The sequence below is a fragment of the Pseudomonas sp. St316 genome, from assembly GCF_018325905.1.
In the GTDB taxonomy this organism is placed as follows: domain Bacteria; phylum Pseudomonadota; class Gammaproteobacteria; order Pseudomonadales; family Pseudomonadaceae; genus Aquipseudomonas.
On the sequence record NZ_AP021901.1, the window covers coordinates 3,427,693 to 3,445,299 of the forward strand.

Below are 17,607 nucleotides of genomic sequence, written 5' to 3' on the forward strand. Positions count from 1 at the left end.
TAAAAGAGCTACTGGCCTCAAAGAGAAGGCTTGGATCAGCATCGCCTTGTTCTGGATGACAAAACGTTTCGCCCAGTGCTGGAGTACCTGACAAATGAGAGGTTTCAACTGGATCGATGAACTGAGCCCCCCAGTACGGGAAGCTGTTCTACGATGCGCCCACCCCAGGACCGTTGCGGATTCGAAAATCCTTTACCAGAACGGCGATCGGGTGACGGAGATCTTCCAGATCATTTCCGGCGCCATTCGAAAATGCATCCTCACCGAGGATGGTCAGGAGATTCTGCTTTACGTTTATGGACCTGGCGACATCGTTGCCGATTCTCCTGTGGCCAGTGATGAGTCCTCCCCCGTCACCCTGATCACGCGCGGTGAAACCCGATTAAGGGTTTGGAAGGCAGGTGACTTGAAACTGCTGCGAGATCAACACCGTGAAGTGGACATGGCGCTCGCCTGCCAGATCAACCGACGCTTACGTGAAGCACTGCAGTTGATCGAAGAGCTGTTGACCTTACCGGTCGCCGCCAGGATCGCGTCCCGGTTCGCTCAGCTCAGTGACTTGCGCAAGCCTTCTGATCGGGGGATCGACCTGATGCTCTCTCAGGTGGATATTGGTCTGATGGTTGGGAGCACGCGGCAAAGCGTCAGTCGAGTGGTCAACGAATTGAGAGCGCTTGGGCTGATAGAACCGCTCTACGGCAAGATCATTATCAAGGATCGGTCAGGCCTGAACCGTTATGTTCGGGAACATCATCGATCGAGCGAAAAATAGCGTCGACAATGTAATGTGGACGACGTTTCCCTCCCCTCACAGAACCTAACATCGACTCCGAAAGCGCCAATGTCATAAAAATAATCCAGGCGCTATTGGAGATCGTTTATGTGTGCACCAAGGTCCGCCAACTTCCCTCCTTCCCCCACCGCGCTGAAACTCCATCGCCAAATCAGCATGTTGATGAATGGCGACACTGACTACACCGAACGAAAACAGCAGGCCGGTCTGATTGCACTCATCCACTGGGCCCCCAATCCGCACTTTGGCGCCCCAGCTTAGTGGAAACGTGATTGACCAAGAGTCGCAATGAAACTCGCTGTCACCTCGTTCGGAGTAAAACGTAGTGAACAAGATGCTTCTTCAAAGCACCCTCGTGCTTACCGCCTGCACACTTTCCGCCACCGCTGTTGCCAATGGTCTCGCCGTAAACGAGCAAAGCGCTAGTGGCGCCGGCGTCGCCTATGCTGGCCGCGCCTCGTCGGCCCTGGATGCCAGCACGCTCTATGGCAACCCTGCTGGCTTGAGCAAGCTCAAGCGCACTGAGGTCAGCGGTGGTTTTGCAGTCATCAGCGCCAAGGACAATATCAGTGACGTCCAAAGCGCCGTACCGGGCAGTAACAAAGGTGATTCGGTCCCCCTGATTACGGTGCCTTTCGGCTACTTTTCTACGCCGATCAATCACGATTTCACGTTCGGCATGGGCGTTTATGTCCCGGACGGGCTGGTTAACGACTATGAACGCAATTTCCAGGGCCGCTATCACGGTAGCTACAGCAAGGTTCAGGTTGTTACGTTACAACCGACTCTCGCATATCGAATAAACGACCGCGTCACCATCGGCGGCGGTCCAACCATCAACCGAATAGAGGGCGATCTGCAAAACGATCTGGCTACCGGCGCATTGAATGGCGGCACCGATACCCGGATCAAGATCAAAGGTGACGACATCTCACTTGGCTACAACCTGGGCGTGATGGTCGATCTGAGCGACGCCACCACTTGGGGCATTACTTACCACTCCAAGGTCGAATATCACCTGGAAGGTCACACTGAGGTAAGCGATGCCCCGAGCATATTCGGCCTGAACGGGAAGTACAAAACGTCGATGGATGCGACACTCCCGGAGTCGGTGAACACCTCCTTCACTCATCGATTCAACGAGCGCTGGACCGGTTATCTGGGTTCTACCTGGACGCGCTGGAGCCGTCTGCAAAAGCTTGAGGCCAATAATAAGGGTGTGCCAGCTCTCGGGCAGCAACTCGGATTCAACACCATAGGTGACGAGTTGAGCTGGCACGACACACTGTCGGTGGCAGTCGGTGCCGCTTATCAGTTTGATAGGCAATGGGTGCTTCGTGCGGGCTTCGCCTATGACCCCTCACCTACCAATAATTCCGACCGGGAAGTTCGCATTCCGGTGGGTAACCGCCGGTCCCTGACATTGGGGGCTGGCTACTCGCCCAATGCGGATATAACCATCGACGTTGCCTACGGCTATTTGTGGGAAAACAGCAGCTCAGTTAGCCAAGCCGATACTTCCGGACTCCAACCAGCCTACAGCGCCAAGTATGAGAACAGCGCCAACGCGCTGGCGGCACAACTGACATATCGCTTCTAAGGCCTGGGCAATACGTTCTCTGATATGGGTTGGCCTTTGTAAGCAAACCCATGTCAGAGCCTGGTGCAGAACGAGTAAAGCGCCTATCTGCATAAACCCACCGACGCCCCCTGAGCTAGAGCACGTGAGCCACGCTTGACGACGTTTTAACCCACTAGGTCATCACGATGAAAAATGACAAGCATTACTTCAATCCCGAACGTCACAACGAAATGCATTGTGAACTGTGTGGGGGGCATTTGGCCGATAGTCAGCATATCCGGGCTCAGATGCCACAGCCAAACCAGCTAGCGGAGGTGAGATCGGCCACGCAAAGCAGATTCGCGTCCGCGTCATTCGCTCCGATCTGGTATGCGCAGCGATCCACAGCAACAGACAAGTAACACCGTTCTATTTGAGTTTCGATGCTCACCCTTGTGCCATGGATTGAAGAATGGCGCTGTGCGCCGGACCAACACTCATGCGTCAGCCGACGCCCCGCGCTGCTTTGGTCGCTCAAGCCATTCAAACAGTCCCATGCCAGCCAACATGGCGATGACGAACACGGCGCCCTTGAAAATGCCCGAGCCCAAGAGCACTAGAGCCGGGCCTGGGCAAATCCCGGCCAATCCCCAGCCGACACCAAACAGCAGGCTGCCGACGATCAGGCGTCGATCGATGTGTCGAGCAGTCGGCAGATTTATCGGCAAACCAAGAAGTGATCGCGTTCGGCTTCGCGCCCCCCCGAAGCCCACCATAGCCACGGCAATTGCACCGACCATGACAAATGCCAGAGAGGGATCCCACATTCCAGCCACATCCAGAAATCCCAGCACTTTGGCAGGGTTTGTCATACCTGACACCAGCAAGCCGACGCCAAATATGAGCCCTGCAAACCAAGCGAAGAAAAGTGCCAAGGTCAATTTCCTCCCAAGAGGTGGCGGATCATGAAGACGGTGATAAAACCGACACCCATGAAGATCGCTGTTGCCGCCGCTGAACGAGGCGACATCCGCGACAAGCCGCAGACGCCATGACCACTGGTGCAACCGGCCCCATAGCGAGTACCGATACCGACCAATACCCCTGCGACGATCAACAGCGGATAACCAGTATCGACCTGCAGTGCGGGCAGTGGTGCGAACAGGCGGTACAGCAGCGGGGCCATGACCAGCCCCAGTACAAATGCCATTCGCCAGGTGACATCACCGGCCACTGGACGCAGCACCCCCCCGACAATGCCGCTGATGCCGGCGACACGCCCATTCAAGAGCACGAACAACCCAGCGGCAGTGCCGATCAGGCCGCCGCCGACCAGAGCACTCAGCGGCGTGAAATGGTTCATATCGATCATGTCGACCTCATCATGTCTTCTGCTCTGAGCTACCCCAAAACTGCTGAGGAAGCTTCGGCTGGTGAAAAGCTACAGGCTAGGACTCGTATCAGTTGCGACCGGCCATGACACCGCCGTCGACGTCCCAGATAGCACCAGTGACCCAACTGGCTTTATCGGAGAGCAGAAAAGCAACGACTTCTGCCACCTCCTGAGGTGTACCTATACGTCCAATTGGGTGGAAGCTGTTAAAACCCTGTAGCGCGGAATGAACCTCGGCCTTGGGGATGAACCCTTCATAGATAGGCGTCTGCACCACTGCCGGCGATACGGCGTTGACGCGTATGTGCTTGGATGCAAGCTCCATCGCCAGATGCTGCGTCAGGGAATGCAAGCCAGCTTTTGCCATCGAATAGGCGGATGACGGGGTAGCGGCGATTGCCTGCTTGCCCCACATGGAGCCGATATTGACGATAGCGCCAGGGGTCTCGTTAGCGATGAGGTTGGCAACGACTTTTTGCGTGATGAAGAAAGAGGCCTTGTTCAGTTGCATGTACTGATCGTAGTCAGCTTCCTGATGTTCCAGAAAAGACTTCGGGAAGAAGACGCCTGCTGCATTGACCAGAAAATCGATGTCACCGTGGTACTGATCAATGTCCCGCAACAACGTCGCTACGCCCTCTGAGTGGGTCAGGTCTGCGGTGAGCGCGCTTACCACACCCGTCGTTGCCAGTTCTTGGCGAGCCTGCTCGGTTTTCTCTGCACGCCTGCCTACTATAACTGCGCTACCGCCTTGCAGTAATACGAGTCGCGCGGTTTCCAGGCCGATGCCACTGGTGCCGCCGACGACCAACAATTTCTTGCCGCTGAATTGATTGCTCATTTTGAATACTCCAGAAATTGAACGTGGCCATTAAGGAAATCGAAAGCCCGTTGTCAGCCCTCCAAGTAGAGCTTGTAACCATCCCCACGATCGTCTGCTGGGCTGTGAGCGAATTATTGGTCTCTATCAGTTGCTGAACAATCGAGATAAAGTGTCAGCACGATAAAGAAAAGGTTTAGCGTCATGGTCGCGCCTGTTCATCTCAATGCACTAAGGGCCTTTGAGGTCAGTGCAAGACACCAAAGCTTTTCTGCGGCGGCAGAGGAACTGAACGTCACCCCCGCTGCGGTGGGACAGTTAGTCCGCACCCTTGAGCAATGGCTAGGCACCCCGCTGTTTCATCGCGGTTCCAGTGGAAAGGCACGATTGGTCGCCACGGAGGCTGCCGAGCGGTCGCTTCCAGACATTCGCATTGGTTTCGAGCGCCTTACACTCGGGATAGAGCGGATGAGGGAGTATTCATCCAGCGGGGTACTGACGGTCACTGTCAGCCCCGCCTTTGCCGCCAAGTGGTTGTTGCCGCGCATTGAACGCTTCCAAGCAGCCACGCCAGACACCGACGTTCGGCTTGATACACAGCTTAAAGCAGTGGATTTTCTGACGCAGAGAATCGATGTCGGCGTGCGATATGGGGCCGGTCATTGGCCTGGCTTGACTGCAGAAAAACTTATGGACGAAGACATCTATCCTGTTTGCTCGCCTCAACTCAAAGGCCTACCGGATAATTTTCAGTCCTTGGCCGAACTGGCGAGTGAAACACTCATTCATGACCTTTCGATGGACGAACACACCGGGTTCACAACATGGGCTACCTGGCTGGAAGCGGCTGGAGTGAAGGGTGTATCGACACAGCGCGGAATGAAGATCAACAACAGCGCAGCGGTGCTCCAAGCGGCAATAGATGGGCAAGGGATTGCGTTAGCCCGTAGCGTCATGGCCCGAGATGATCTGGCAGCCGGCAGGCTGATCCGGCTGTTTCCAGACATCCATTTTGCCTCCCCACTGGCCTATTACGTGGTCTACCGCCCTGAATGTGCAAGTCTGCCGAGACTGAAAGCGTTTCGAGACTGGTTGTTCGAGGAGGTTCACACCTAACTTTAAAACACAAAGCTGTGCCCTAACTCCCGCTCCATCCAACCCAAAAAACGCCTGACGCGAGGAAAACTGGAGTGAGCCTTCGGGAACACTAAATGATGGGCGGCGACCGGGGAGCTCAGTGCTTCGGGGGCGACTTCAACCAGGGAACCACTGGCGAGGTATTTTTGCGCCAGCAGCGTGCTTTCCAGGGCGAATCCCAGGCCGTGGCTCGCAGCCTCCAGACTCATGTAGGAGCGGTCAAAACTCAAAGCGTAGGGTTTTTCCGGCCGAGCCAGGCCATGCTCGGCGAACCACTCAGGCCATCTGAGCAAGGTCGCTTCGGAAAGGATAAGGTCTTGCGCCAATAGGTCTTCGGCGTTCTTTACCGCGCAGCGCGCGATCAGCTTGGGCGAGGCCAGCACAGCGAAACTCTCGTTGCGCACAGTGCGTACTTCATAGCTGGGCCAATTAGGCCGGCCGTGACGAATATCGACATCGATCTTGTCCTGGCTGAAATGCAGCGACTCATAGGAACAGGACAAATTGATCTGGATGTCCGGGTTGCTCAAGCGAAACGACTCCAACCGCGGCATCAGCCAGAGCAAACCAAAGCTGGGGGCGGAATGCAGCCGCAGGCAATCCAGGCTCACGTCACTCGCGGCCCGCTCGGTGGCGACCTCAAGGCTCTGCAACAGACCGGAAATGTCCTTCAAGTACTGCTCACCCACCGGTGTCAGCGTCACCCCTCGCGCCGCCCGCACAAACAATTGTCGACCGATCATGACCTCGAGTTTGGCCAGTTGGTGGCTGATCGCTGACGGCGTGAGGTCCAGCACTTCGGCGGCGCGCGCCAGGTTGCCAAACCGCGCGGTTTGCTCGAAGGCTTGAATGGCTCTCAGCGGTGGCAGCTTGGAGGAAGGGATATCGTCCTGGCGCATCGGTATGCAGCCTATTGTTTGGGGTTCGAAAGGGAGGCTCCATTCAAGCATCTGCAGCGTGCATTGACGAGTGCTGAATTTTATTCATGTAGCAGTGACGTTTGCATTATTGCTCGGCCTATCGGCGGGGACCACTCTGAGTCATCGATCACTGAATCGAACCATAAAAACAATCAGAGGTAGTCCTCATGCTTCTTCAAGGCAAAGTCGCGATTGTCACCGGCGCCGCATCCGCACGTGGTATCGGCCGCGCAACAGCGCTCACCTTCGCCCAGCACGGTGCCCGTGTCGTTATCCTGGACCTCGACGAGTCCGCCGCCCGTGACGCGGCGGCCACCCTCGGCGAAGGCCATCTGGGCCTGGCTGCCAACGTCGCCGATGAGACGCAAGTCAAAGCAGCCGTTGCCAAGGTTGTCGAGCGCTACGGCCGTATCGACATACTCATCAACAATGCCGGCATCACGCAGCCAATCAAGACCCTGGAAATACGCCCGGCCGATTACGACAAGGTCCTGGATGTAAGCCTGCGCGGCACGCTGTTGATGTCCCAGGCGGTGATTCCGGTGATGCGTGCTCAGGCTTCGGGCAGCATTGTCTGCATGTCATCCGTATCGGCCCAACGTGGCGGCGGCATTTTCGGCGGCCCGCACTACAGCGCAGCCAAAGCCGGTGTGCTCGGACTGGGCAAGGCCATGGCGCGCGAATTCGGCGCGGACAACATCCGCGTCAACTCCATCACGCCGGGGCTGATCCACACCGACATCACCGGCGGGCTGATGCTGGATGATCGCCGCCACGCGATTATCGAAAGCATCCCGCTGGGTCGTCTGGGCGCAGCGCAGGACGTCGCCAATGCGGCGCTGTTTCTCGCCAGCGACTTGTCCTCTTACCTCACCGGCATCACGCTCGATGTAAACGGCGGCATGTTGATCCACTGACGACCGGTGTAGCCACCGCCGCCCATTAAGTTCTGGATCGAAGATACGTCGGGCTCAAGCCCGGCGTTCTATAAAAACAAGAGATCAGACCATCATGATGACCACCATGACGCTCGACGCTGTGTCCACAGTGCGCTCAAGCGCGTATCGCAAAACTGCCTGGCGACTGATGCCTTTCCTGATGCTGTGCTACCTGTGCGCTTACCTGGACCGGGTAAATGTCGGGTTTGCAAAGCTGCAGATGATGAACGACCTGTCCCTGAGCGAGACCGTATACGGACTCGGCGCCGGCATGTTCTTTCTGGGCTATTTTCTCTGCGAAGTACCCAGCAACCTCATCCTCCACAAGGTCGGTGCCCGTCGCTGGATCGCGCGCATCATGATCTCGTGGGGCATCATCTCCGCCCTCTTCGCCTTTGTGGAAACGGCCTGGCAGTTCTATACGCTGCGCTTTTTGCTCGGTATTGCCGAAGCGGGTCTCGCACCTGGCTTGCTGCTCTACCTCACGTACTGGTTCCCTTCCTACCGCCGCGCGAAAATGACCGTGCTGTGGTTCATCGCCATCCCGCTCTCAGGAATGATCGGTGGGCCGCTCTCAGGCTACATCATGACCCACTTCGCAGGCTTTCATGGCTGGGCGGGCTGGCAGTGGATGTTCGTGATCGAAGCCATTCCGACCGTCATCGTGGGCCTGATGGTGCTGGCTTACCTCAAGGATGGCGTGCACCAGGCGACCTGGCTCACGGATGAAGAAAAAGCGCTGGTCAGCAAAGAACTGGCCGAGGACAACAGCCGCAAAGTCACCCATGCATCGGTCGGGGCATTCCTGCGCGATCGCCGGCTGTGGATTCTCGCCTGCATCTACTTTTGCGTGGTCATGGGCCAATACGCGATCACCTTCTGGCTGCCGACACTTATCCGTAATGCCGGCGTTGCCGATCCGATGCACATCGGCTTGCTCACCAGCCTCCCCTACCTGTGCGCCATCGTCGCGATGGTGCTGATGGGGCGCAGCGGCGACAAGCACCAGGAGCGCCGCTGGCACCTGGTCGGACCAATGATTGCCGGTGCGCTGGGCCTCACGTTGGCGGCGGTGTTCGGCACCAACCTGACGCTGTCGGTGTTGTGCCTGTGTCTTGCAGCAGCGGGCGTGCTGTCGGCGTCTTCACTGTTCTGGATGCTGCCTACCACCTTGCTCGGGGGTGTCTCCGCCGCTGCGGGGATCGCCGGCATCAACAGCTTTGCCAATCTTGCGGGTTTCTGCTCGCCCTACCTGATTGGTTGGATCACCACCACAACCGGTTCGAGCGCCATCGGCATGTACCTGATTACCGGTGTGTTGTGCATCGGTGCCTGTCTGGTGCTGCGTATTCCCGCCGCTTCGGTCAATCGTTGAGTTAACGGAGAATGTCCATGACTGCCACTTCATCGCGCGCGCCCTCCACCACCCTAGTGCAGCGCGCTCATAACATTCGCCGCCATGCCCTGCGCATGGGGCAAGTCCAGGGCCAGGGCTATGTCGGCCAGGCGCTGGGCGCGGCAGACTTGCTGGCCGTGTCGTACTTCCACGCCTTGAACTACAAGCCCGAAGACCCCGAATGGGAACAGCGTGATCGCTTTTACCTCTCCATCGGTCACTACGCGATCGCGCTGTATGCCGCGCTGATCGAAGCTCAAATCATTCCATTGGATGAGCTTGAAACCTATGGTTCGGATGACAGCCGCCTGCCCATGTCCGGCATGGCCGCTTACACCCCCGGCATGGAAATCACCGGTGGCTCGCTGGGCCAGGGACTCGGCATCGCGGTGGGTGCCTGCCTGGGGTTAAAGCGCAAGCAGTCCAGTTCTTTTGTTTACAACCTGCTATCGGATGGCGAGCTGAATGAGGGCTCTACCTGGGAAGCGGTCATGTCAGCGTCGCACTGGAAGCTCGACAACCTGATCGCCATCGTCGACGTGAATAACCAGCAGGCCGACGGGCACTCCAGCGAGGTGCTGGCCTTTGAACCCATCGTTGACCGATGGCAAGCCTTTGGCTGGTTCACCCAGCGGGTAGACGGCAACGACCTGGACGCCTTGGTCAAGGCGTTCGACGCCGCCCGTAGCCACCCCGGCGCACAACCGCGCGTCATCATCTGCGATACCAAGATGGGCAAAGGCGTGCCGTTCCTGGAAACCCGCGAAAAGACGCACTTCATCCGTGTGGATGAGCATGAATGGGATGTGGCCCTGAACAACCTCGAAGAAGGCAAAACCCTATGAGCAACGTAACCAACACGACGGCTCAGGCGCCCGACGCGCCGAAGAAAAAGCTGACAACCTCCGCGATGATTGCCTCAATTGCTGCTGAAGGCCAGCCAACCCGATCCGCACCGTTTGGCCACGCGTTGGCGGCGCTCGCAGACCAGCGCCAGGACATCGTGGGCTTATCGGCTGACTTGTCCAAGTACACCGACCTGCACATCTTTGCGAAGGCACACCCAGAGCGTTTCTACCAGATGGGCATGGCTGAGCAGTTGTTGATGAGCGCGGCAGCGGGCATGGCTCGGGAGGGGTTCGTACCCTTCGCCACTACTTACGCGGTGTTTGCTTCGCGCCGGGCCTATGACTTCATCTGCATGGCGATTGCCGAGGAGAACCTCAACGTCAAGATCGTCTGTGGCCTGCCCGGCCTGACCACCGGGTATGGCCCCAGTCACCAGGCAACGGATGACCTGGCGATATTCCGCGCCATGCCGAACCTGATGATCGTCGACCCCTGCGATGCCCTGGAAATCGAACAAGCCGTGCCCGCCATTGCCGCGCATCAAGGGCCAGTCTACATGCGGCTACTGCGCGGCAACGTACCGCTGGTGCTCGACGAATATGGCTATACATTCGAGATCGGCAAAGCCAAGACTTTGCGTACGGGCAATGAGGTTTTAATCATTTCCACCGGATTGATGACAATGCGCGCTCTGGAAGCGGCCAAGGAACTGCAGGCTGACGGCGTGGATGTCGCGGTGCTTCACGTCCCCACCATCAAGCCCCTGGATGAGCAGACTATCCTGGCAGAGGCCAGGAAGCCGGGACGAATGGTAGTGACCGCCGAAAACCACTCCATCATTGGCGGACTGGGCGAAGCGGTGGCAACCGTGCTGTTGCGCAATGGGGTTACGCCGACCTTCAGGCAAATAGCGCTGCCGGACGCGTTTCTCGATGCGGGCGCACTTCCGACGTTGCATGATCGCTACGGTATTTCCACCCAGGCCGTGTGCGCGCAGATCAAAGGCTGGTTATAAAGTTTGAACCTGCAAGGGGCTGGAGCCAGCCCCTTGGCACGAAGAACCCTGCTTTAACATGCGCCCTTCGAAGCGGGTGCTAGACCTCTGATTCAGACCAGCGCCCGTGTGGCATCACACTCTCCACTGCGCAATACGGCTCAAATCAATTCAGCTAAAGACGCCGGATTGAAGCCCTTCAGATCCGCGTAATCGCCTTTTTCCACTTTGGCGACCCAATCCTTGTCACTGAGCAGAACACGCCCGACTGCAATCAGATCAAACTCTTCGCGTTCCATGCGCTCGACGAGCCGGTCCAGGCTCGCGGGGGTTGATCCCTTGCCGGCAAATGCGTGAGTCACATCGTTATCCAGCCCAACCGAACCGACGCTAATGGTTGTGGCCCCAGTGACTTTCTTCGCCCAGCCCGCGCAGTTCAGCCCGTCCTCACCATCAATTTCGGGAAACTCAGGGTCCCAGAAGCGTCGCTGCGAGCAATGCAGGACATCAACACCCGCTTCGACCAACGGCAGCAGCCAGTCTTCCATCTGTGCAGGGGTCTCGGCGAGGCGCACCCCAAAGTCCTGCTGCTTCCACTGGCTGACGCGCATGATGATAGGGAATTGCGGGCCGACCGCATGACGAACGGCAGACACGATCTCAGCAGCAAAGCGCGAGCGCTCTTTGATCGTCGGTCCGCCATAACGATCAGTGCGCTGATTGGTGCCGGCCCAGAAGAACTGATCGATCAGGTAACCATGAGCCCCATGGATCTCAACGGTGTCGAAACCCAGGCGCTTGGCATCCGCCGCTGCCTTGGCGAATGCTGCAACGGTGTCGGCAATGTCCTCTTCGCTCATTGCCACACCGCGCGGCTCGTTTGGCGAATCGAGGCCAGATGGGCTTTCAACCGGCGCATCAGGCGCCCAGCCGCTGACATCACGCACTGCACCGGTGTGCCAGAGTTGCGGTCCCATACGACCACCCACACTGTGAACAGAATCGATCACGTTCTTCCATCCGGCCAGCGCTGCCTCACCGTGGAAAAAAGGAATGCCGGAACCGTTACGTGAAGCGGGACGATCGATGACGGTCCCTTCTGACAAAATCAATCCCGCCCGACCTTCAGCGCGTCGCCGGTAGTATGCAGCGCTCCCTTCGCCGGGGATGCCCTCTGGCGAAAATTGCCTGGTCATCGGCGCCATGACAATCCGGTTTTTCAGCTCAAGCGAGCCGATGGAAAAAGGACGGAATAAAACGCTGGTATCAGGGTTCGACATTGGATGGACTCCATTTGCTTTGGGAGGTCACATAAGTATATTTTGTAAACCAAATGTCAATTAGGCACCTAGAGTCGCCTAGGTATACACGAGGAAACCTCGATGCTGGAATTAAAGCCGCAATGTTTTTCGTCGGAGTGCCCAAGCCGGGCGCTGTTCGACCAAATCGCAGATAAGTGGTCAATGATGGTTCTGGCGGTGCTCGATGACGGGCCGCATCGCTTTAATGCCATCAGGCGTCGCCTGGAGGGCGTCACTCAGAAGGCACTGACACAGTGCCTGCGACGGCTGGAACGAAATGGGCTCGTCTCGCGCAAGGTCATTTCGTTTTCGCCTGTGGCGGTCCAGTATGAGATCACTCAACTTGGCCGAACATTGCAGCAACCCTTTCGCGAATTGCACAAATGGACGCTCGACAAATTGCCTGAGGTTGAAGCGGCCCGGTTGAAGTTTGACGAGGCCGCGCAGGAGCCGACGGTGTAGCTCTTTCACTGCGCATCGTGGCTAGCGTCCTGCCAATACCACGATGCCAGTGAATGCCGTGACCAGGAAAGTAGCGGCCTATCTGAGAACCGTCGACTCATCCAGGGGGGCGAGCGAAAGGGACTTATAGCAGCGAGATGGGGTAATTAATGAAAATCCGGTTTTCATCGAACTCATTGGTGCTGAAGTCCCGACGAATCGATGCGTTACGCCATTTCACGTTGAGGCTTTTCAGCGCGCCGCTCTGCACGGTATAGGCCAGTTCGGTTTCACGGCCCCATTCCTTGCCATCGTCAACGGTGGCGGTGTGCACGTTGTCGCCGCTGATGTAGCGGTTCATCAGGGTCAGGCCCGGCACGCCGACGGCGGCGAAGTTGAAGTCGTGGCGCAGTTGCCAGGATTTTTCCTTGGCATTGTCATAACTGGAGTTGTAGCTGTCGTTGGCCAGGGTGCCGCCGCTGGTGCCGTTGACGCGCATCCAGGCATCGTCGCCACCGACTTTTTGCAGGCCGACATAGAAGGTGTTGCCACCGTATTTGGCCGAGAGCATCGCGAACGTAGTTTTGTTGTCCAAGTCGCCGGCCAGGGCGCTGCCGTCTTCCTTGCCGATGAAGTAGCCGAGGTTGGCGCCCAAGGTCCAGTCGCCGATGGGCTGGCTGTGGGTCAGGTTGAAATATTGCTGCTGGTAGATATCGGACAGTTCGGAGTACCAGACGCCGACCTGGGTGCGTTTTTCGTTGAAGGCGTATTCACCGCCGCCGAAGTTGAAACGGTCGGAGGTGAACGCGCCGCGGCCGTTCATCGACATGTCTTCCATGCTCGCGTCGTTGCGCGGGCTGTTGGCGCGGAACTGGCCGCCGTAGAGGGTCAGGCCGCTGATTTCGGTGGAAGTCACCTGGCCGCCACGGAAGGTTTGCGGCAGGGAACGACCGTCGTCGGAACGCAGGATCGGCAGCACCGGCATCCACTCGCCGACCTTCAGCTCGGTCTTCGACACCTTGGCCTTGAGGGCCACGCCCAGGCGCCCGAAGTCATCGGCCGGGCGACCGTCGTCGTGCACCGGCAGCAGTTGTGTACCTGTCGTGCCACGGCCGCCGTCGAGCTTGAGCGAGTACGTGCCCAGCACATCCACGCCGAAACCGACCACGCCCTGGGTGAAACCGGACTTGGCATCGAGGATGAAGCTCTGGGTCCATTCCTCGGCTTTGCCCTGGGCGGCGTTCGGGTTGGTGAAGTTACGGTTGAAGTAGGCGTTGCGCAGGTTCAGCGTGGCCTTGGCGTCATCGACAAAACCACTACTTTGATCGGCTTGAACAGCGGCTGACGAAGCCGCGCAGAACACAAAAGTCAGGCTGATCAGAGATTGATGTGCAGGCACGCTGCAGAAAATACCAGAGTAGCGCATGATGTTTCTCACAATGAGTTATTGTTGTTTTCGTTGCGATTTTCAGCTCGTTATTCAACCTGAACACAGGCACTTCGAAGAGCTAACTTCCGGGTAATTGCTGGGAACACTATCTGTCTCGTATTAGCCCTTTATTGAGCAACTTGATAATTGGTTAATATTCACCTCAAACAAAACCCGAGCGTGCGCAAGCGCGAGCCTGACTCGATGCCTGTAATGGCACGCTCGTATGGAATTGCGTGAGAACAACGACTGAATGTTAAAACGTGATAGAACGCTCGGTGATCAGCCCGCACTCCCCGGCGTTTTGCAGCGTGTGTATTCCAATTGATAAAGCGTGGTTTCTGATCCCGTCGATTGGCCCTCCAACAGCCGTTGCAGCTCAACCAAAAAAAACTCGCCAGCGACACGGACGTAGTCGGGCGCACAGCCTTCGATCATGACGATCCAGGCCGGTATTTGGGTCCCTTCGGCACGGGCTTTTTTCTCTGCGGTTTCAACCTTGCTCACGGCCTCATCAGCCACACACAAATGCACGCCCGTAATACCCTGCTTATCAGCAAAGGGAGGAAGCACACGTTGGCGCAATGCGTCTGAAATCGATTGATGCTGCCCTTCGACAACATCGAAACGAACCGTTAACAAATACGCGCCCTGCCCCACACCGCTGGTATAAGTGACCTCGCAAATGGATCGCGCGACGTTGCGATAGGACTTCACTGACTGCTGGGTCCATGCCGTCGGCGTGTTGAGACGCGATAAATAATCCTCCCCTCCCAACACCTGAACAGTATCAGCCTCATAGAGGTTGAAATAGGTCGGCCCTGCATCCAAAGCGATGTATCGGCGCCCGCGCAAAAAACCCGGAATTGCGGCCCGCTCAGGCATGTGCTCACGGTTGTGCCACTCATAGAACTCATCCCGCGCTGCGGGCAAAAGATCATGCCAGATCGCGACTACACCTGTTCCTGCAAAGCTCATAGCGTTTCCTCTAGCGATAGTCAGTCAATATTGGGATGGCGACCGGCGCCCCATGCGGCCCCCATTTGCGCAACGTAAGGAACCACGGTCTGAAATTGTTCACCCAGCCCTTGCCCACCGACACGCATGGTGTCACCCGCCTTGAGGAATACCGGTGGCTTCTGTCCGAGCCCCACACCGGGTGGCGTACCGGTAATAATGACGTCACCCGGCATGAGCGGCATGAAGCGACTGAGGTACGCGACAATATGTGCAACGCTGAAAATCATCGTACGGGTATTGCCGGTTTGAAGACGTTTGCCGTTCACGTCGAGCCAGAGGTCGAGCGCCTGCGGATCGCTAATTTCGTCACGGGTGACCAGCCAAGGTCCGAGAGGTGCGAAAGAAAAACCGCTTTTCCCCTTGGTCCACTGACCTTCGTACTCAAGCTGATAAGCCCGCTCGGAAACATCATTGGCCAGGCAATAACCGGCAATGTGATTCAAGGCCTGCGACTCATCAATCTGCCAGGCAGGCGTACCGATGACGATGGCCAGTTCGACTTCCCAATCAAGCTTCTGCGCCCCCGTTGGTAGAATGACCGGGTCGTTGGGTCCGCTGATGGAAGCAGTGTGTTTGTTGAAGACCACCGGCTGGCTCGGGATAGGTGTATTCGTTTCAGCCGCGTGATCGGAGTAGTTCAGACCGATGCAAATCAGGTTCGGTACGCTGCCTACGCAAGGACCAAGACGTGTACCCGGCGTCACCACCGGCAGCTTTTCAACGTCAACAGCGCGCAGTTTTTCAAGCACTGTCGGGCTCAGGGCCGATGCATCGATGTCGTCGACAATACCCGACAGGTCTCGCACGACCCCTTGCGAATCCAAAACTCCCGGCTGTTCCTGCCCCGGTAAACCAAAACGAACTAAGCGCATTTGTTACTCCTCCAGCGTTGAGAAATTGACAGACAATGAGCCTGCTTCGCCGAACTGAATATGCAGCGGCTGATTAACAGGCACATCGAGAACACCTGCATAGGACCCGGTGATAACCACCTGCCCGGCTTGCAGCCCTATCCCTTGTGTAGACAGAAAATTGGCCAGCCATACGATCGGCAACAGCGGATCCCCGTCCGGATGGCGGCCCTTGATATTCAGGAGCGCTGCCGTTGCATCGCTCAGGGTGATATCCAGTTCAGAGGGCATGCTGGCAGGGTTCGACAGCGTGATTGGCGCCCCAAGTACCAGACCGTGATTGAATAGACCATCCGCGAGCAATTGCTCAAACGGCAGTGTCTGTGGATCGGTGTAACGGCAGTCAATCACTTCCAATGCCAAGCACACATCGCTGATCGCAGCAACGATCTGTTCAGCGGTATAAGGCTCGACACGTGCCGGTAAATCCTGGGCCAGGACGCACGCCAGTTCGGGCTCGATGCGCGCCTTATCGGCCTCGGCGGCCAGTCGATAACGTTCGCCTTTTACAATGCTGTCACTGTAGATCGGGGCAACGATCCACTTGCCAGCTGGGGGTAATGCACATTTCCACCCTCCCACGGTTTTCCCAGCCAATAGCCCCACATGCTGCTGGATGGCAAAACCTTGTGCGAGGTTGGTAGGCAGGTTCGGACCTGGCAAGGATGCCAGCCGTCCCCCCTCCTGCCGTGCACGGACCAGAGCGGCAGCGGCGACTTCCAGCCCAGCTCCCGCCTTGGCCCACGCAGGTGCGAGTTGGCTCATACGTTCTCCGAATGCACACTGTTCTGGCGTGGCCAAACCGTACCCAGCTTGTTGGCTGCGTCTTCCAGCAGGGCATGCAACTCGTCATAACGTTCAGGCTGCATACGCAAGACCGGGCCAGCGATACTCATCGTGCCCACCACAACGCCGGACGGAATCAGCTTGACCGGCACGGCAATCGCCCAGACACCCACCTCGGCTTCTTCAATGACCAAGCCATACCCGCGCTTTCGGGTCAGCGCCAGTTCGGCCAACAAGCCTTCGATACTGTTGATCGCTTTCGGCCCCTGACCTATCCCGGCGTCAGCTTTTCCCAGGCCACTGCGTAGCGCATGCTCAATGGCCAGTTCATCAGGCATTGATGCCAGCCAGGCTTTGCCATTGGCGGTGGCGTAGAGATTGATCGGTTTATCCATGGCCGGCGAATACATGAGCCCCGGCGCGGCGCCTTGGGCCGAAGACAGCCAGGACAAGGTGCCCTCGTTGACCACTGTCAGCCGCACCAACTCATGACATTGAACAGCCACTTGCTCAATGATCGGCTGGACCAACTCAGGCAAGCCAATACCATGTAAATAACGCTGCCCCAGCAGTGCCAGCTTCAGGGTCAAGCGGTATTGCGAGGTGGCTTCATCCTGCTCTGCCCATCCTTGCTCGACTAACTGAGCAAGCACTCGATGAGCGGGCCCCTTTTCCAAGCCCAACTCAGCGGCGATATCGGACATCCGCATCCAGCGAGCTTCGCGAGCCAGCAGCTCAATAGCCTCCAGGCAACGGTCAACAGCTCCTTTGACGACTCTCATATTTTTCTCGACTTATCTTTGACAATGAGGTGAATGTGAGCAACATTGTTCGTATTGGAACGACGTTCCAATAGTATGCAGGCGTCACCCGATAAGTCAAACCCGCTGCACCTGATTGGCCTTGTCGAGACAGAGC

Annotated in this window: 18 protein-coding genes; 8 read left to right on the top strand and 10 right to left on the bottom strand. The window is 57.4% G+C overall.

Features of this window, described 5'->3' with window-relative positions; all coding sequences use genetic code 11:
- The first annotated feature begins 94 nt into the window (after positions 1–94).
- Both KI237_RS15355 and KI237_RS15360 read left to right on the top strand, forming a co-directional pair.
- Positions 95–772, top strand: coding sequence for a Crp/Fnr family transcriptional regulator (locus tag KI237_RS15355; protein ID WP_212795959.1), 678 nt, complete (start codon positions 95–97; stop codon positions 770–772).
- Positions 773–1,118: 346 nt separating this feature from the next.
- On the top strand, positions 1,119–2,393 hold the full coding sequence (locus KI237_RS15360; protein ID WP_502936988.1) for an outer membrane protein transport protein: 1,275 nt from the start codon (positions 1,119–1,121) through the stop codon (positions 2,391–2,393).
- A 458-nt stretch (positions 2,394–2,851) separates the two neighbouring features.
- On the opposite strand, the gene KI237_RS15365 is transcribed toward KI237_RS15360, so the two are convergent.
- The 3 genes from KI237_RS15365 to KI237_RS15375 all read right to left on the bottom strand — a co-directional run bounded on the left by KI237_RS15365 (position 2,852) and on the right by KI237_RS15375 (position 4,588).
- The gene (locus KI237_RS15365; RefSeq protein WP_249410609.1) at positions 2,852–3,289 is read right to left on the bottom strand and encodes a YeeE/YedE family protein; all 438 of its coding nucleotides are present in this window, start codon (positions 3,287–3,289) and stop codon (positions 2,852–2,854) included.
- 2 nt (positions 3,290–3,291) lie between these two features.
- Complete coding sequence (locus tag KI237_RS15370) at positions 3,292–3,726, bottom strand: YeeE/YedE family protein (RefSeq protein ID WP_212795960.1); 435 nt, start codon at positions 3,724–3,726, stop codon at positions 3,292–3,294.
- A gap of 88 nt (positions 3,727–3,814) precedes the next feature.
- On the bottom strand, positions 3,815–4,588 hold the full coding sequence (locus KI237_RS15375) for an SDR family NAD(P)-dependent oxidoreductase (protein WP_212795961.1): 774 nt from the start codon (positions 4,586–4,588) through the stop codon (positions 3,815–3,817).
- Positions 4,589–4,771: 183 nt separating this feature from the next.
- Here KI237_RS15375 and gcvA point away from each other — a divergent pair, with 183 nt between their 5' ends.
- Positions 4,772–5,683, top strand: a complete 912-nt coding sequence (gcvA, locus tag KI237_RS15380) for a transcriptional regulator GcvA (protein WP_212795962.1) — start codon at positions 4,772–4,774, stop codon at positions 5,681–5,683.
- A 2-nt stretch (positions 5,684–5,685) separates the two neighbouring features.
- Here the strand turns inward: gcvA and KI237_RS15385 are convergent, their stop codons facing one another.
- Positions 5,686–6,603: a LysR substrate-binding domain-containing protein gene (locus KI237_RS15385; RefSeq protein WP_212795963.1), complete on the bottom strand. Its 918-nt coding sequence runs from the start codon at positions 6,601–6,603 to the stop codon at positions 5,686–5,688.
- Positions 6,604–6,791: 188 nt separating this feature from the next.
- Between KI237_RS15385 and KI237_RS15390 the strand changes: the two genes are divergently transcribed.
- From KI237_RS15390 to KI237_RS15405, 4 genes are all read left to right on the top strand, one after another.
- The gene (locus tag KI237_RS15390; RefSeq protein ID WP_212795964.1) at positions 6,792–7,541 is read left to right on the top strand and encodes an SDR family NAD(P)-dependent oxidoreductase; all 750 of its coding nucleotides are present in this window, start codon (positions 6,792–6,794) and stop codon (positions 7,539–7,541) included.
- A 94-nt stretch (positions 7,542–7,635) separates the two neighbouring features.
- Complete coding sequence (locus KI237_RS15395) at positions 7,636–8,937, top strand: MFS transporter (RefSeq protein WP_212795965.1); 1,302 nt, start codon at positions 7,636–7,638, stop codon at positions 8,935–8,937.
- 17 nt (positions 8,938–8,954) lie between these two features.
- Positions 8,955–9,803 carry a transketolase gene (locus KI237_RS15400; RefSeq protein ID WP_212795966.1) on the top strand — a complete coding sequence of 283 codons (849 nt, stop codon included), beginning with the start codon at positions 8,955–8,957 and terminating at the stop codon, positions 9,801–9,803.
- Positions 9,800–10,822, top strand: a complete 1,023-nt coding sequence (locus KI237_RS15405) for a transketolase family protein (protein WP_212795967.1) — start codon at positions 9,800–9,802, stop codon at positions 10,820–10,822. The genes KI237_RS15400 and KI237_RS15405 overlap by 4 nt, the downstream gene beginning before the upstream one ends.
- 140 nt (positions 10,823–10,962) lie before the next feature.
- On the opposite strand, the gene KI237_RS15410 is transcribed toward KI237_RS15405, so the two are convergent.
- Complete coding sequence (locus tag KI237_RS15410; RefSeq protein ID WP_212795969.1) at positions 10,963–12,081, bottom strand: NADH:flavin oxidoreductase; 1,119 nt, start codon at positions 12,079–12,081, stop codon at positions 10,963–10,965.
- 102 nt (positions 12,082–12,183) lie between these two features.
- Between KI237_RS15410 and KI237_RS15415 the strand changes: the two genes are divergently transcribed.
- Positions 12,184–12,564 (top strand): winged helix-turn-helix transcriptional regulator, encoded by a 381-nt coding sequence (locus tag KI237_RS15415; protein ID WP_212795970.1) that lies wholly within the window; start codon positions 12,184–12,186, stop codon positions 12,562–12,564.
- A 124-nt stretch (positions 12,565–12,688) separates the two neighbouring features.
- On the opposite strand, the gene KI237_RS15420 is transcribed toward KI237_RS15415, so the two are convergent.
- The 5 genes from KI237_RS15420 to KI237_RS15440 all read right to left on the bottom strand — a co-directional run bounded on the left by KI237_RS15420 (position 12,689) and on the right by KI237_RS15440 (position 17,471).
- Entirely contained in the window at positions 12,689–13,969 is a 1,281-nt protein-coding gene (locus tag KI237_RS15420; protein ID WP_212795971.1) for an OprD family porin, read from the bottom strand.
- Between the two features lie 285 nt (positions 13,970–14,254).
- Positions 14,255–14,950, bottom strand: coding sequence for a DUF4286 family protein (locus KI237_RS15425; RefSeq protein ID WP_212795972.1), 696 nt, complete (start codon positions 14,948–14,950; stop codon positions 14,255–14,257).
- 20 nt (positions 14,951–14,970) lie between these two features.
- On the bottom strand, positions 14,971–15,864 hold the full coding sequence (locus KI237_RS15430; protein ID WP_212795973.1) for a fumarylacetoacetate hydrolase family protein: 894 nt from the start codon (positions 15,862–15,864) through the stop codon (positions 14,971–14,973).
- A gap of 3 nt (positions 15,865–15,867) precedes the next feature.
- Positions 15,868–16,668: a fumarylacetoacetate hydrolase family protein gene (locus KI237_RS15435; protein WP_212795976.1), complete on the bottom strand. Its 801-nt coding sequence runs from the start codon at positions 16,666–16,668 to the stop codon at positions 15,868–15,870.
- Positions 16,665–17,471, bottom strand: coding sequence for an IclR family transcriptional regulator (locus KI237_RS15440; RefSeq protein WP_212795977.1), 807 nt, complete (start codon positions 17,469–17,471; stop codon positions 16,665–16,667). The genes KI237_RS15435 and KI237_RS15440 overlap by 4 nt, the downstream gene beginning before the upstream one ends.
- Positions 17,472–17,607: the final 136 nt, after the last annotated feature.

Excerpts from the sequence above, each read along its gene's own strand:
- KI237_RS15355 (WP_212795959.1), top strand. The coding sequence starts at position 95 with ATGAGAGGTTTCAACTGGATCGATGAACTGAGCCCCCCAGTACGGGAA.
- KI237_RS15370 (WP_212795960.1), bottom strand. The coding sequence starts at position 3,726 with ATGATCGATATGAACCATTTCACGCCGCTGAGTGCTCTGGTCGGCGGC.
- KI237_RS15375 (WP_212795961.1), bottom strand. The coding sequence starts at position 4,588 with ATGAGCAATCAATTCAGCGGCAAGAAATTGTTGGTCGTCGGCGGCACC.
- gcvA (WP_212795962.1), top strand. The coding sequence starts at position 4,772 with ATGGTCGCGCCTGTTCATCTCAATGCACTAAGGGCCTTTGAGGTCAGT.
- KI237_RS15385 (WP_212795963.1), bottom strand. The coding sequence starts at position 6,603 with ATGCGCCAGGACGATATCCCTTCCTCCAAGCTGCCACCGCTGAGAGCC.
- KI237_RS15390 (WP_212795964.1), top strand. The coding sequence starts at position 6,792 with ATGCTTCTTCAAGGCAAAGTCGCGATTGTCACCGGCGCCGCATCCGCA.
- KI237_RS15395 (WP_212795965.1), top strand. The coding sequence starts at position 7,636 with ATGATGACCACCATGACGCTCGACGCTGTGTCCACAGTGCGCTCAAGC.
- KI237_RS15400 (WP_212795966.1), top strand. The coding sequence starts at position 8,955 with ATGACTGCCACTTCATCGCGCGCGCCCTCCACCACCCTAGTGCAGCGC.
- KI237_RS15405 (WP_212795967.1), top strand. The coding sequence starts at position 9,800 with ATGAGCAACGTAACCAACACGACGGCTCAGGCGCCCGACGCGCCGAAG.
- KI237_RS15410 (WP_212795969.1), bottom strand. The coding sequence starts at position 12,081 with ATGTCGAACCCTGATACCAGCGTTTTATTCCGTCCTTTTTCCATCGGC.
- KI237_RS15415 (WP_212795970.1), top strand. The coding sequence starts at position 12,184 with ATGCTGGAATTAAAGCCGCAATGTTTTTCGTCGGAGTGCCCAAGCCGG.
- KI237_RS15420 (WP_212795971.1), bottom strand. The coding sequence starts at position 13,969 with ATGCGCTACTCTGGTATTTTCTGCAGCGTGCCTGCACATCAATCTCTG.
- KI237_RS15425 (WP_212795972.1), bottom strand. The coding sequence starts at position 14,950 with ATGAGCTTTGCAGGAACAGGTGTAGTCGCGATCTGGCATGATCTTTTG.
- KI237_RS15430 (WP_212795973.1), bottom strand. The coding sequence starts at position 15,864 with ATGCGCTTAGTTCGTTTTGGTTTACCGGGGCAGGAACAGCCGGGAGTT.
- KI237_RS15435 (WP_212795976.1), bottom strand. The coding sequence starts at position 16,668 with ATGAGCCAACTCGCACCTGCGTGGGCCAAGGCGGGAGCTGGGCTGGAA.
- KI237_RS15440 (WP_212795977.1), bottom strand. The coding sequence starts at position 17,471 with ATGAGAGTCGTCAAAGGAGCTGTTGACCGTTGCCTGGAGGCTATTGAG.